Genomic DNA, 14,156 nt, shown 5'->3' on the forward strand with positions numbered 1-14,156 from the left:
TTTTTTCCGCTATAAACTACGGGAAATAAGTTTGTATGACTAATAAAACAACAGCCGCTGTTCACAATAGAAATAGCGGCTGTTATTAAGCTATCTATTACTTCATTTGTGCGTAATATTCAGCAATGTCAGCAATGTCTTGTTCCGATAAATTTTTAAGCTGTGCCTTCATCATTGCCGACATAGTGCCTGTACGACTGCCATCTAAATATGCCTGCATTGAGTTATAGAGGTACTCAGCTTGCTGACCTTTTAAGTTAGGGTAGTCGGGACGAGGTGCAATGCCATTGCTACCGTGACAAAAACGACAGCTTGGTGTTTTGATTTCACCTTGGCTTGCGTCACCTTTAGGCATTGCCATCAGCGAGCTTGAAAAAAGTAAGGTTGCAATACTTGCAGTAAACAGTGAGTAGCGCATAAGTTCTACTGGAAAAAGAATAGGTGTTATTCATCATAAGCGCTTGTTGCAACCTTGCAATGTTTTGTTTTTGTTAGATGTAACAAACTGTTATCGAAAGATTAGCTTACTCTATTTTGTCGTGAGTTGGATGTTCCAAACTGTGTACGAGTGCTTTAATAAAACGTGCAGCTTCACCAACGGTACAGGCACGATGATCAAAGGTGATAGACAGTGGTAGCACTTTCACACTACTGATACGTTCGCCTTCCATGATTACTTTATCCATGATTTTACCTGCGCCGACAATGGCAACTTGTGGCGGTGTTACTACAGGTGTGGCGTAGATTCAGGCAATCGCCCCATAGTTTGATAGCGTGATAGTTGCTTTTTGTAATTGATGACGACTTATCTTTCGGCCTCGAATACTGGCAGCTGTACGATCAATCCAACGACGAATACCTTCATTATGATATTGCTCAGCATGGTGCAACACAGGGACATATAAGCCGTGGGTACTATCAACGGCGATCCCAATATTGACCGTTTTATGTAAACAGCGCGTCATGGTGTCGGCATCAAACCATGCATTTAGTGCAGGTTCAATATGACAGGCATTATTAATCGCTTGGACAAGGCTGACCGTAATATCATCGTTTTTATGCCAATGGTATAAATGTGCCTCTTCAGTGATGGTGACAGCGGCAACATCATGGTGCGATTGCGCCATATTCTTTGCCATGTTGCGACGGGAGCCTTTGAGTAATTCCGTTCCCGGTGTTTGCTGTTGGTATGCCTGATAAATATCGTTATCAATAATGAGATGGTTAGCACCTGAACCGTCAATGTCTTCGATTTTTACACCTAGCTTTTGTGCTAGTAACCGAGCTGATGGCGTCGCAATTAAAGGATGTTCGGTATTGGTAATAGAGTTAGCATGAATGGCATGTACTTCGTCATAAGAGAAATGATCAATATCAACGTGCTTATCGAGTTGTGATATTTTCCCTACAACGGTCGCCGATGCGTTTTCGTTAGATTCTGGCTCTCTTTCTTCTATGGTTGATAATGCTGATGAGGTGCGCAGTTCATCGATTTCCAATAAACACTGACCAATATTGATGGTGTCGCCTTCATTACCATAGCGGTGAATAATTTTTCCACTGTATGGGGCGGGGACGTCGACGGTTGCTTTTGCTGTTTCAACAGTAACAACGACTTGATCTGTTGTGACGGTATCACCAATATTGATATGCCATTGTACAATTTCTGACTCAGCAAGACCTTCACCTAGATCGGGTAATGTGAATGCTTTCATTGCCAACCCTCCATGAGTTCACGTGCGGCATTTACAATGTCATCGTGATGGATCATAAAATAATCTTCATTGCGGTAGTAAGGCATAATGGTGTCAAACCCAGTTAACCGCTTAGGTGGTGCTTTGAGTAAACACATGGCACTTTCTGCTACTCTCGTAATGATCTCTGCACCAACCCCACAGGTCTTTACTGCTTCATGGACAACTAATAACCGTCCTGTTTTTTCTAATGAATGTAGGATAGTTGCCATATCAATGGGTTTAATGCTGGCTAAGTCAATAACTTCAAGTTCTATGCCATGATACGCTAAGGTTTCTGCGGCTTGAAGAGATTCGACCACACAGGCGCCCCAAGTGACTAAGGTAATATCTCGCCCTTCACGGAGAGTGAAACAACAATCGATAGGCAGTGCGATACCGTTGTTTTCAACTTGTGATTTTACGGTGCGATAAATGCGTTTGGGCTCAAAAAATAAAACCGGATCATTACTTCTAATGGCGCCAAGTAATAAGCCATAAGCACGCTGTGGAGATGAGGGAATGACAACTTTTAAGCCGGGAATGTGAGCAAATAATGCTTCGACACTTTCGGAATGATGTTCTGGCGCATGAATACCGCCACCAAAAGGGGCACGGAAAACCGCAGGGCAGGTTAAACGACCACGAGTACGATGACGCAGTCTTGCCGCATGGCAAACTAAGTGTTCTATGGCAGGGAAAATAAATCCTTGGAATTGAAACTCGGCAACAGGGCGCAACCCTTGTGACGCCATTCCAACGGTGATACCGCCAATGAGTGCTTCAGCCAAAGGGGTATCCATTACTCGTTTGCAACCAAAAGCTTGTTTTAAACCAACTGTTGCTCGAAAAACACCGCCGTTTTCTCCTATGTCTTCACCTAATACAACGACATTGTCATCATGTTGCATTTCATAATGAAGGGCGAGGTTAACCGCTTCTAATAATGTGATTTCAGCCATGCTCACCTCCGGGGGATTGTTTCTCCATTCGTAGTGCTTTATTGATCAAGCTGTCACGTTGGTGTTGTAAATCGTCATCAATATGTTCGTAAAGGTGATCAAAGGTAGATTCTGGTGCCTGAGCAATGAGCTCAAGGTAATTTTCGACCGCTTTATTAATGTATTTATCGCATTCGTGTTGCCACTCTATTTCTTGCTCTTCAGACCATAATCCTTGATTGATGAGGTAGGTTTTAAGGCGTGAGACAGGATCATATTGCCATGCTTGCTCAAGTTCATCGTCTGAGCGATAACGAGAGGCATCATCAGCTGTAGTGTGATCACAGAGCCGATAGCTGATAGCTTCAATTAATGTTGCGCCTTTGCCTTTTTTTGCTTTATCTAGGCTATATAACATGGCGTCGTACATAGCGACAATGTCATTGCCATCAACTAACATCCCCTCAATCCCAGCGCCTTTAGCTTTATCGACCAGATGTTCAGCATGACATTGTAAATGAAGCGGAACTGATATTGCCCATTGGTTATTATTGATGACAAAGACTAACGGGATATTCCAGATCCCCGCGCAATTTAGTGATTCGAGAAAATCACCTTTAGACGTGGCGCCGTCACCACAAGTAACCACTGTGGCTCTATGTAACCCTTTAATCTTCATGGCAGCAGCGATTCCAACGGCGTGAGAACATTGTGTCGCAATAGGTACGCAAAATGGCATATCGTCATTGTGTAATTGATTTGGTGCCGGAGGAAAATCACTGCCTAATTCATCGCCGCCCCAATATTGGAGATTTTTCTCCATGCTGACGCCGCGAGCCCATAATGCAGGCATATCTCGGTAGTAGGGGGCAAAGGTATCGGTTGGTTCCATTGCGTGACCTATGGCAATACCGATGGCTTCAGCGCCAAGATGTGAAGGATAGGTACCTAATTTTCCGGTTCTTTGTAACGCTATCGCTTTTTTGTCGTAGTGACGAACTAATACCATGTCACGATAAAAACGTAGTAATAACTCATTGCTCGCCCAATCAGGAAGAGGGTTTATAAGCTTGCCACAATGATCAATATAACGATGCATGGGTTGTGTTTGAATGGTCATCCCAAGCTCCTTGTGTTTATTGCCTCTTAACGTTAATAGTCAAAGAGGTTAATCGCTATAAAGGCTTGAACTGGATAATTTAAGTGTAACGAATTGGCAGCAACTTGCTTGAGGTTTACTGCTGATATAACAGTAAAGAAAAGAATACAGTGGAAAGGTTTGAAAATAGAGTTATCAGTTTATCTATCTTAGTCTTTTATTCTGATAACTCTGAATTACAATGAAGTAATATGCTGCTCATGAGTCAGGGGAAAGTCTAATGCGACTAAAGCGAGCAAAACGTGGGATGCCACGATCGGTATAGCCATTAAAGCGATACTGAATTGTTGTACCTATGGCTGGTGGACTTTTTCGTTGTTGGTCGGTAAAACCTGAGCCTATTTTAAAGGTTTCATTGCTCGCTGTTTTTACCCAAACCGCCCCCATTTGCCCTTGGTACTTACCGTTTCCTTCTTCGTAACCAATCACAATCGCTTCAGCATCTTGATGTTGCTTAAGTTTTAATAGCTGATTAGTTCTTCCTGCAACATATTGATTGTCACGATGTTGAAGCATTAATCCTTCGCCATGATTATTGACAACAATATCGAGCCATTGAGTGAGAATGGTAAGATCATCAACGGATTTTTGTTCAATTGCAAAAAGGTAATCATTTTGTGTTGAAATAGCACTGATGAGCTGCTGTAGATTCTGATAGCGTTGCTCAAATGGTAGAGGTGACAGTGGTAAATCAAATACCATGTATTTCACTGATCGCCATGCGTCTTCGTCAGGTGTTTTATCCATTACGATTTGAGTGAGTAACTGGAATTTACCGCGTTCGATCCATAATTCACCATCTAAAGGGGTGGTCGGGAAATGGGCGGTAAACCAATCTGGTGCATGGATTTTATTACCAGAACGTGTGATTAATTCATTACCATTCCAATAAGCTCTTATGCCATCTAGTTTCTCACTGATCAGATATTCGCTAATTGCGAAATCAAGGTAAGCTGTATCGATGTTATTGCCAGTGATTTTTTGTATATCAAGAGATTTTGCTTTCATTATCTTAAGTTCAGCGTTAGCTGAAAATGAAAGTGTTAGCATAACGAGTGCAGCCAGTGGAGCGAGGGAAGTGTTAATCGCTTTTACATAATTTTTGTGTGAACACCTATCAGGGGTAACTATATACGTCATCGCACAACCTCCTAACTACTTTAATCAAAATAAAGTATGAGAAGTTGAAGGTAATAGAAAATATTAATTTAGTTTCATATGAATGTGTTGTGTAGTCGCTCGAAATATAAGTATTTAATTTAGCAAAAAATTACTCACAAATGTGCGTTTGTTATCGTTTTAGGGCGAAGAAAACGGTGAAATTGACTCTGTTTTCTTTGTTAAGATGCTAGCTTTAGTTGTGAATTTATCTGCACATTTATAAAAGTCTTGTGCTTGCTTATTATCAGCAACAAATGACAGCGGATGCTCTAACCCTTCAATTTGAATAAGAGAACGGTTTCCATAAGAGCGAAATGTATCAATAAATAGCTTAGGACTAACATTGTCATTAGCGATAGTGGTGCTGTAGATAACTTGCTCATTATTGATTCGCTTGAAAAGGTTATGATCAACAAGATAGTTAATATCAGTTTGGGTTTTGTTGAAAATAGGCTCTTGTATTAGCTTTCCACGTGATGGTGCTGACAAGTCATTGAAATGATAAATTTTAATATCATACTTACCTTGGTGGTTAGAGGTAAGTGCTAAAACGGATTTATCTTGATAGCGCTCTTCTTTTATACGCAAAGTACAAGCTGAGCTTTTTTTGATGTATGCAGAATTTTCAAGCAATGGCGTTGAAAATGCAGATACGGTGAGAAAAAGTATAGGTGTAATCATAGTACGCACCATATTATGATAATAGTTAACAAAAAGTGTTAAGCATTTTGTCTTTATTAAAAACATTAGCGCTTACGACAACCTAAAATGTTACTAAGTGTTGTAACACTTATTTATAATACATATTTTTATTTCTGAGACGACAATCTAACTTTATTGATAGGTCTCTTTATTAAGTATGGTGTGGTGAAAATGCTCATAGCTATATTATAAACATGACAATTGTTTACATTTTAAGTGTTAAATTACGCATTAAGACATTCATAATATTTATAAATTTTTCTTTTTTATTCTTAAGGGAGAAGCAACATGGCAACAAATACTGCCAAAATTAATTGGAAACTGTCTTTAATTGCAGGGTTAGTTGCTGGTGGTGCTTTGGGGGCTGGAGCGCAATATTATAATAATGTACCTGATAATCAGGCTTACAAAGCGTTACAAGCGGAACAACAAACCTTGCTTGCTGAATTGGCTCATGAAAAAATGTTGGCAAAACAGCTTACAGAAGAAAAAACACAGTTAATGAGTGACTCTACTCAAAAGCTTATAGAGCTTAATCAGCAGCTTGATACTCAGAAAAAACAGTTATTAGCGCTAAATCAGCAATTGGAAACAATTCAAAAGCAACAGATTCAAGTTAAGAAAAAGCAGCAAGAACAAGCGAAGAAACTAGTTGTCACAAAGAAAAAATTAGACAAAGAAGTGGTGGCTTTAAAAACGCAAACTAAGCAGCAAAAAGAAGTCATTGATAACTCTAGTCAACTATTTGAACAAAAAGCAAAATTACAAAGTGAGTTAGCGGCAGCGCAAAAAGTTACCTCAGATCTAAAAGCGCAGAGCAAAAAATCCAAAAAGGCGTGTGATGAATTTAAATCTGGTGATAGCTGGAATTGGGTATCACAAAAAGATTGTGATAAATACAACGCACAGCAGGCAGAAGTAAGTAAAGCTGAAGCGAAGGAGATGAAATTAAAACAAGCTTTAGCTGAACTAAATAAAAAGATAGGTGCTTGATAACGCGTTAATCAATTTATGCCTAATTAAAAAACGCCGCTATAAAATTTAGCGGCGTTTTTTATGTTAGCCAATAGGCTGAGCTAAAGATGCTGGAAATCCACGTTCTTCAGCAATCTTCTCAGCATAACTGACGATATCATGCTTAGAAAGCTGTAAGGTGATAGGGAATGATTGCTCTCTTGTGCTTTCAACATTTAATTGGGTGATTAATTGCTTATCCATTAACTCTGAGACAATAGCGTCAGCAGCAGATAAGGCAGAAGACGCCTTTACGATCTCTGAGCGTGCGTAATTACTACCTGAGAATGAAATATCTGCTGCACGTAATGTTGGATCAGCTCCAGGGATCTGCTGCGCACCAAATAGTGGCTTACCACCGACTTCAGCATCTTTAAATGAATGTACGTATTGAGCTACATGCTTTATAGCTTTTTCTGTACGTTCAACGACTTCGGTATGTGGCTATTGGCGGTTTAGTTTTTCTTGAAATGATGCATTCAGTACTGGTTGAGCAGTACTTTTCGATGATGACACTAAACCATCTTTAAATAAGGTGATGTCTTGGGTCATACCATGCAATTGGAAATAACCATTTGGGTAGGGCGTTAATTGCGCCATACCTTTAGGTGTTCCACGCTCACCATGAATGATCAGCTCTGGCATTTCACCTTCACATTTTGCCCAATGAGTAACATAAGCGGCTTTAAATTCCACCATGCGTTCACGTGGAATATGAGCTAAGTCATCAATAGAGCCTGAACGGTAACCGCAAGCATTGATTAAGTAATCAACGGTACATTGTTGTTCGGTGTTATCTGAAGCTCTATAAGTAATCTGCCACTGTTTTGATGTCGTATCGCTCTGTACGTTCGTAACTTTAGAGGATGTTAATATATGGCAGTTATCCATTTTAGCGAGAGCAAGAGCTGTTGTTGCGGCAATACGAAATACACTTAAGCCGTACTCTTGAACCATAACAATGGGATATTTGAATTGATCCAGTTGGAGTGATTTAGCAACCGGGATCATCCATTCATCAGGCGTTACAGGGTGAGAAGGGTTCTCTAACTGTTGTAAATGCTCTAAATCTTGTCGGCTATATAAGGTGAAGTAGTCTGAAGGCTCACCTAGAACTTTATTCTTTTCATCAAGTGCGACGAGTGATTGATATGCTTCTTTAAGTACTATCAGCCTTGGGAGCAACTCGCAAGGAAAGCCTTTATCATCTATGGGTACTGCAATGACTGTTGGGCGAATATTAGCCGTATGCTTGAAAACTCTTAATGTATCAATGGATTGCTTTAATAGGTCAAGACATTGTTGCTCAGAGATCTCTCTGTAAAGGTTCCCCCCAGCATGTAAATGACAGATAGGAGGACCATTGACCAGGCTTTTTCCTTCTTCAAACAGGTTTATTGAAATTCCTAATTCAGCTAAACGAAGTGCGATTGTAGCGCCAGCTACGCCTCCACCAATTATCCCAATGGTAGCATGGGGTATACAAGCTGGTGAGTTGTTTCTCGATATATTCATAATGATTAAGCTTAAATCTGAAATTCAATAATAGTTATTTTAAATGCTTTGTCTAACATGAATTGTGCTGACTAATTGATATGCATTTTACAAGTTTCAAACTACGAGAGAAATATAAAGTTGGATCTGATTTGTTTTTATCTTTTATAGGGTGGGTTATTGACAGGTTGACTAAATGGTGGTTGGGAATATCAAAAAATATAGATATAAGCTTAGTCAATATTGCAAATGTAAAATTGCATCTTTATGAATGGTTTTATATTTGTTACTAAAATGTGATGTCGATTTCTTTTTATACGAGTAGGTTTTTATTTGTAATATTTATGAATCTTTTAAATACAGTGAGTTAAATTTATTAAATGTTACAAAAAATATTTTACTATAGCTTTTTGTGTTTTTGTTTGCTAAATTAAACCCTGTTTTTTTGATGTGTGCCGCAAAAGATAAATCTAGGTTTGTATTTGTGACGTTAAGCATCTAAAAAAGCACCTGTAGTGGCAACAATCATAAAATAAAGGATAAAAAACATGTCTAAAGCACGTTTTGCGATTTTACCTCTTGCACTTCTTATTTCTGGTGCTGTAAACGCAGCAACTGAAAACCCATTCTACGCTGGTGTTCGTGCTGGTGGCGTTCATTACGCTGATTTTGATACTAAAGATTACGCAAACGGTACTTATGGTAACGGTTCTGACGGTATCGATCGTGATGACTTCGCTGCAGGTGTTTTCATGGGTTACAACGTAACTCCTTGGTTTGCAATTGAAGGTGGTTACACTTGGTTGGGTGAAGTTACTGCTAAGTACGATGATCACCACGACCTAGGTAAAATTGAGCAACAAGCTATCGATCTAGTAGGTAAGTTCACTTACCAAGCTACTGATAAAGTAGATCTATACACTAAAGTTGGTGGTGCATGGCAGTTCACTCGTGCTAAAGGCTTTGGTCCAACAGACCGTGATGACAGCCTAATTGCAACTGCAGGTCTAGGTGCTGAATACCACTTCACTGACAACCTATCTGCACGTGCTGAATACCAGTACTACCACAACATGGAAACTAAGCCGACTGGTACAGATACTAAGATCAACTGGGATGCAAACTACTACGGCGTGAGCCTAGTTTACGGTTGGGGCGCTCCAGCACCAGTTGTTGCACCAGTAGTTGAAGAAGTTGTTGAAGCAACAACTGTTCAAGTTGAGCCAATCTCTGTAACAATGCCTTTCGCATTTGACAGCGACAAGCTAACGGCAGAAGACGAAGCACGCCTAGAGCCAATCGCTCAGCGTCTAGTTAACTTCCCTAACGCAGAACTAGTAGTTATCGGTCACACTGATAGCCGTGGTTCAGAAGCTTACAACCAGAAGCTATCTGAAGAGCGTGCTAAGACTGTAGCTCTATACCTAATGAATCACTTCAACATCGACGCTAGCCGCGTTAAAGGCGAAGGTCGTGGCGAGCTAGATCCAGTAGCTTCTAACGATACTGCAGAAGGTCGTGCTCAAAACCGTCGTGTAGACGTAACTACTCCTGGTTTCGAAATCGAATCAGAAGCAGCAGCTGCACAATAATTAACTCTTTCTGAGTTATAAAAAAAAGCGCCGAAAGGCGCTTTTTTTATGTCTGAGGTATATGGTTTATTCAGTGGTAAACTTGTAGCTTAAATGAGATGTCGCTATTTAGAGATGAGAAAACAGTATGTCTATTTGGAAACGAGAATTTAGTCTTGCGAGCTTAAATTTAACGTCAAAAAAGACCCTTATTGAACATTTAGGAATCGTATACACTGCTTTTGATGACTGTTCATTATCGGCGACCATGCCCGTTGATTATCGGACGCATCAACCGCTTGGTATGTTGCATGGTGGGGCATCTGTCGTATTAGCAGAAACCTTGGGTTCTTTGGCAGCTAATTTAGCTGTTGATACTGATAAGTATTGTGTCGGTTTAGATATTAACGCTAATCACATACAAGCAATAAGAGAGGGAGCTGTAACAGGATGTGCAACACCAATACATATTGGTGCAACGACTCAGGTATGGCAAATCGAAATAAAAGATGAACGTCAGCGTTTAATTTGTACTAGTCGCTTAACGATGGCTGTTATGACTAATAAGAAGAAGTAGTTCGTAATGATAATAGAATTTGAACAAGGAAAAATAATAGCGACGCAACATGAAGTTGTTGTGCGCATTAATGGTAATGCAAGAATTAATCTTCAAGCACAAATAGACGAGCTTACTCTTATTGCAGGTGCGAATGTGGTAACGGCTGTTGGTAGTGGAATAAATTGGTCACTGAAGTTAGATTCAAATGAACAATTACAATTACTAGCTGATGAAATAGGTATTGCGATTACTTGTTATTAGTTGCATGAATGTAATTAGTGTTAGTTATAAGTTGGCATTATTTCATTGTCACTTTATTGATAAATAAGCTAGTTGAATGATTAAATATAGAATATTATTCCTAATACAAATATTTATTAAAGCTCAATATTTGTTCAATATTTAAACAATAATAAAGAAAATGAATATGTCTAAAAAATATATCGCACTATTACCGCTTGCGTTAATTATCTCTACTGCTGCTTCTGCCGCAACTATGACCCCATTTTATGCTGGTGTACGTGTTGGTGGTGCTCATTACTCTAATTTTCAACAGAACTACCAAGATGTAACAGGTATTAATTTAAATAAAGATGATGTTGCTGCAGGCTTGTTTGCAGGTTACAACATCACGCCTTGGTTTGCTGTTGAAACTGGTTATACATGGTTAGGCGAAGCTAAATTCCAACACAATAAAATTAAACAACATGCTTTTGACTTAACAGGAAAAGCAACATGGCACTTAAATGATAAGTGGGGTGTATTTGGTAAGTTAGGTGGTAGTTACATGCTAACTGATTTCCATGGCTACGGTATTAAAGATATTGATGAGCACCTTGTTGGTACTGTTGGTGCTGGTGTGGAATATCAATTAACAGATCATTTATCTACACGTCTTGAGTATCAGCTATATCATGATCTTAAGTCTAACCCGCGTTACACAAACCAAGAGTATAATTTCGATACTCAATTCTATGGTTTAAGCTTAGTGTACAGTTGGGGAGCGACTAAGCCTGCTGTTGTCGAACCTGTTGTAAACACTGCGCCACCACAAGAAGCAAAAACAATCACAATTGAACCTGCAACAGTAAGCATTGCTTACGGTGTGAATGGAAACCATTTAACAGCTGAAGATCAACAGAAACTTCAGCCAATGATGCAGCGTTTAACTCGTTACCCAAGTGCAACAGTGGAAGTAACAGGTTATACCTCAAATACAGGCTCTGCTGCTTATAATCAGAAATTATCTGAAAAGCGTGCAAAGAATGTCGCTCACTTACTTTCTCAGTATGTAGCGAACCCAAATCAGATCACTGCAAAGGGTATGGGTGAAGCAAATCCAGTGGCTTCTAATGATACAGCGGAAGGTCGTGCAGTTAACCGTCGTGTAGAGGTGTATTCACCAGCATTGAAGTTAGCAACTGAAGATGCTGCAGAGCGTCCAGATTGCTGTGCAATGGAAAACAATTTATAAGTGCATTGCTTATAAGAAAAAAGCGCCGATAAGGCGCTTTTTTTGTTTTTTACAATTAGTTACTTGGTGCACAAATCGATTTTTTTCGCAGGCACAATGCCATGATAATACCGAAAATTGCACCTTGGGTAATGATTGCTGAGCCACCATAGCTAAAGAAAGGTAGAGGGCTACCCATAACCGGTAGTACGCCACTTACCATACCGATATTAATGAAGCTATATAAGAAAAAGCTCAGGGCAAAGGAGCCACTAACTAATCGAGCGAAAGTAGATTCAGATTGGTTTGCCAACCACAGCACACGAAATGTCATAAAGGTGTATATCGCTAAAATCACAAAACTACCTATGTATCCCCATTCTTCTGCAAAGGTTGAGAAGATAAAGTCAGTGTGACTTTCTGGAATAAAACCTAAATTACCTTGTGTTGCATCCATCCAACCTTTACCCATCATACCGCCTGAGCCAATCGCAATTTTTGATTGAATGATTTGATAGCCCGAGCCAAGAGGGTCTGATTCTGGATCTAAAAACTGCAAAATACGTTTCTTTTGGTACGTTTCCATTACAAAGTACCAAGCAAGTGGCAAGCTAACAGCAATAATACCAACCACTGAGCCAATTAACTTCCATGACATACCTGCAAAATACAGCACGAATAGCGCATACATTACGGTGAAAATGGCACCATCGAGATCGGGCTGAATAAAGATCAAACCTGCTGGAATCGCTGTCAGAATCAAACAGGTCATGATTTTCTTGAGGCTAGGTCGTCCAGCATCAATAACCAGTATCCATGCCATCATCATTGGGATAGCGATTTTTACCAGCTCTGAAGGCTGAAAACGAATAGGTCCTAAGGCTAACCAGCGTTGTGAACCATTGGTACTATCACCTAATACAAATACACCAACCAGCAGTAGGACAGTGACTAAAAATAAATAAGGCGCGCTACGCTCGTAAGCAGCTGGCGAGATTGACGACATAAATAACAGTGCGGCAATGGCAATCCCCGCACGAATTAAATGGCGTTCAATGATAGGAACACTAAAGCTACTGGCACTCCACACACTCAAAGAGCTGAATGTGATCAGAATTAAAATCGATATCAGCAATGGAACATCGATATAAGGGCGGAATTTACTCATCGTGTACTTCAATACTCACGCGAATTTACGCAGAAGATATAAATACCGACACTTTAGGTCACTTCTCGTTAGCTGCAAGATAAAAAGTGCAACGAAATGTACCGCGAGCATTTTTTTAAATAAAGTGAGTGAAAATCTAAGTGATAATTTTATTAAAAAGACATCAGAATATGCAGGAGAAAGACTAATAATAGTGATAAAGCGCTGAGAACAAAATATTAAACAAGCTATACTCAGCAAGTCAATTTTGCTGGAGAATCAGATGGATCGTTATTACTGGGGAATAGATTTAGGCGGCACGAAAATCGAATGTATTGTGATTGATCGTGAGACAGACCAAAGTGTTATCCGTGAACGCATTGCAACGGAAAGTGCAAAAGGTTATGCACACATTTTAGATCAAATAAAGACGCTCATTGATCGCTGTGCAGATAAATTAGGTCAATACCCACAATCTGTAGGGTTTGGCACTCCTGGTACATTAGATCCTATTCACGGGGTAATGAAAAACTGTAATACCACAGCTTTAAACGGTAAAGCATTAGATAAAGATCTTAATCAACAGTTGAATATTAAAGCCGTACTAGCCAATGACGCTAATTGCTTTGCTCTTGCCGAAACCCATTATGGTGCTGTTAAACGCATCAAGCCTGATGCACAAATTGTGTTTGGTATCATTATGGGAACGGGCGTTGGATCCGGTATTGTGGTTGATGGTAAATGTCTATATGGCTGTCACGGTATTGCTGGTGAATGGGGCCATAACGTTATCGAATCACAGGGCGCAGATTGCTACTGTGGCAAGCGAGGTTGTGTCGAAACCGTGATCTCAGGTAAAGGCTTAGAGCGCTATTATCGTGAAATTTCAGATCAAGATTTATCATTACCTGAAATCGTTGCTGCTGCGAAAAGCGGTAATGAATATGCCCAGAAAACCATCAAGCGTTTACGTCATTACTTTTCGTTAGCCGTTGCAAAGATCATTAATGTTATTGATCCTGAAGTTATTGTAATTGGTGGCGGAGTGGGGAATGTTGATGCGCTTTATGACAATATTGACCAGCTCATTCTTCCACATTTATTTAATCCAGAGCTAAATACCCTGATTGTAAAACCAGAGTTAGGTGACAGTGCAGGTGTATTTGGTGCTGCTGCGCTTGTGAAGCACCTTTAGCAAAGTATAAATAAAACAAAAGGCGTG

General features: G+C 39.8%; 12 protein-coding genes and 2 pseudogenes. 6 read left to right on the forward strand and 8 right to left on the reverse strand.

Features of this window, described 5'->3' with window-relative positions:
* Positions 1-97 precede the first annotated feature (97 nt).
* The 6 genes and pseudogenes from Q7674_RS02845 to Q7674_RS02870 all read right to left on the reverse strand — a co-directional run bounded on the left by Q7674_RS02845 (position 98) and on the right by Q7674_RS02870 (position 5,675).
* The gene (locus Q7674_RS02845; RefSeq protein WP_023934494.1) at positions 98-418 is read right to left on the reverse strand and encodes a c-type cytochrome; all 321 of its coding nucleotides are present in this window, start codon (positions 416-418) and stop codon (positions 98-100) included.
* Positions 419-524: 106 nt separating this feature from the next.
* A pseudogene (locus tag Q7674_RS02850) lies at positions 525-1,715 on the reverse strand (dihydrolipoamide acetyltransferase family protein).
* On the reverse strand, positions 1,712-2,695 hold the full coding sequence (locus Q7674_RS02855; RefSeq protein ID WP_045065039.1) for an alpha-ketoacid dehydrogenase subunit beta: 984 nt from the start codon (positions 2,693-2,695) through the stop codon (positions 1,712-1,714). The pseudogene Q7674_RS02850 and the gene Q7674_RS02855 overlap by 4 nt, the downstream one beginning before the upstream one ends.
* On the reverse strand, positions 2,688-3,794 hold the full coding sequence (pdhA, locus tag Q7674_RS02860) for a pyruvate dehydrogenase (acetyl-transferring) E1 component subunit alpha (RefSeq protein WP_045065040.1): 1,107 nt from the start codon (positions 3,792-3,794) through the stop codon (positions 2,688-2,690). Before pdhA ends, Q7674_RS02855 begins: the two co-directional genes overlap by 8 nt.
* Before the next feature lie 237 nt (positions 3,795-4,031).
* Entirely contained in the window at positions 4,032-4,973 is a 942-nt protein-coding gene (locus tag Q7674_RS02865; protein ID WP_052679894.1) for a DNA ligase, read from the reverse strand.
* Positions 4,974-5,132: 159 nt separating this feature from the next.
* Positions 5,133-5,675, reverse strand: a complete 543-nt coding sequence (locus Q7674_RS02870) for a hypothetical protein (RefSeq protein WP_023934489.1) — start codon at positions 5,673-5,675, stop codon at positions 5,133-5,135.
* A gap of 309 nt (positions 5,676-5,984) precedes the next feature.
* Here Q7674_RS02870 and Q7674_RS02875 point away from each other — a divergent pair, with 309 nt between their 5' ends.
* A complete protein-coding gene (locus Q7674_RS02875) occupies positions 5,985-6,689 on the forward strand; it encodes a hypothetical protein (RefSeq protein ID WP_045065042.1) in 705 nt (234 codons plus the stop codon).
* Positions 6,690-6,755: 66 nt separating this feature from the next.
* Here the strand turns inward: Q7674_RS02875 and Q7674_RS02880 are convergent.
* Positions 6,756-8,225: pseudogene (locus tag Q7674_RS02880) on the reverse strand (FAD-dependent oxidoreductase).
* Between the two features lie 527 nt (positions 8,226-8,752).
* Between Q7674_RS02880 and Q7674_RS02885 the strand changes: the two are divergent.
* The 4 genes from Q7674_RS02885 to Q7674_RS02900 all read left to right on the forward strand — a co-directional run bounded on the left by Q7674_RS02885 (position 8,753) and on the right by Q7674_RS02900 (position 11,808).
* Entirely contained in the window at positions 8,753-9,796 is a 1,044-nt protein-coding gene (locus Q7674_RS02885; RefSeq protein ID WP_045065044.1) for an OmpA family protein, read from the forward strand.
* 127 nt (positions 9,797-9,923) lie between these two features.
* Complete coding sequence (locus tag Q7674_RS02890) at positions 9,924-10,352, forward strand: hotdog fold thioesterase (RefSeq protein WP_045065046.1); 429 nt, start codon at positions 9,924-9,926, stop codon at positions 10,350-10,352.
* A gap of 6 nt (positions 10,353-10,358) precedes the next feature.
* Positions 10,359-10,595 carry a DUF3389 domain-containing protein gene (locus Q7674_RS02895; RefSeq protein ID WP_023934481.1) on the forward strand — a complete coding sequence of 79 codons (237 nt, stop codon included), beginning with the start codon at positions 10,359-10,361 and terminating at the stop codon, positions 10,593-10,595.
* 166 nt (positions 10,596-10,761) lie between these two features.
* Positions 10,762-11,808, forward strand: a complete 1,047-nt coding sequence (locus tag Q7674_RS02900) for an outer membrane beta-barrel protein (RefSeq protein WP_045065047.1) — start codon at positions 10,762-10,764, stop codon at positions 11,806-11,808.
* Between the two features lie 55 nt (positions 11,809-11,863).
* On the opposite strand, the gene rodA is transcribed toward Q7674_RS02900, so the two are convergent.
* Positions 11,864-12,955, reverse strand: coding sequence for a rod shape-determining protein RodA (gene rodA / locus Q7674_RS02905; protein ID WP_045065049.1), 1,092 nt, complete (start codon positions 12,953-12,955; stop codon positions 11,864-11,866).
* A 262-nt stretch (positions 12,956-13,217) separates the two neighbouring features.
* Between rodA and Q7674_RS02910 the strand changes: the two genes are divergently transcribed.
* Entirely contained in the window at positions 13,218-14,129 is a 912-nt protein-coding gene (locus tag Q7674_RS02910; RefSeq protein WP_080892235.1) for an ROK family protein, read from the forward strand.
* Positions 14,130-14,156: the final 27 nt, after the last annotated feature.

It is taken from the genome of Photobacterium leiognathi (assembly GCF_030685535.1).
Taxonomy (GTDB): Bacteria; Pseudomonadota; Gammaproteobacteria; order Enterobacterales; family Vibrionaceae; genus Photobacterium; species Photobacterium leiognathi.